Source organism: Pseudomonas sp. BP01 (assembly GCF_022760795.1).
Classification (GTDB): Bacteria; Pseudomonadota; Gammaproteobacteria; order Pseudomonadales; family Pseudomonadaceae; genus Aquipseudomonas; species Aquipseudomonas putida_Q.
Genome location: NZ_JAFBKA010000121.1, coordinates 1 through 300, shown reverse-complemented (window position 1 = coordinate 300; position 300 = coordinate 1). Strand labels below are relative to the sequence as shown.

At 64.0% G+C, this 300-nt stretch carries 1 protein-coding gene; it reads left to right on the top strand.

Annotated elements, in window-relative coordinates:
• Window positions 1-300: immunoglobulin-like domain-containing protein (locus JOY50_RS28750; RefSeq protein ID WP_243056200.1), on the top strand; the 300-nt coding region annotated here is incomplete at both ends.

Genomic DNA, 300 nt, shown 5'->3' with positions numbered 1-300 from the left:
GCACCAGCGGTTCGATCACCGTGACCGCGCCGGACAACGTCTACGTCGGCAGCAACACGCCAGTGGTGCAGTCGATCGCGACCGTTGCGGGCGCTGACGTCGGCAAGTTCGAGCAGCTGACCCTGGATAAGACGCCGGTCAGCACCACCGTGACCGACGAACCAGGTTCGGGTACTCCGGGCACTGGCAACCAGGGCGACCTGGTACAGGTCACCATCACGGCCGACCAGACCTCGGTAGCGGAAAACGTCAAACCGACCTTCACCGTGCACATCAATACCGCCCTGGCCAACGACCTGG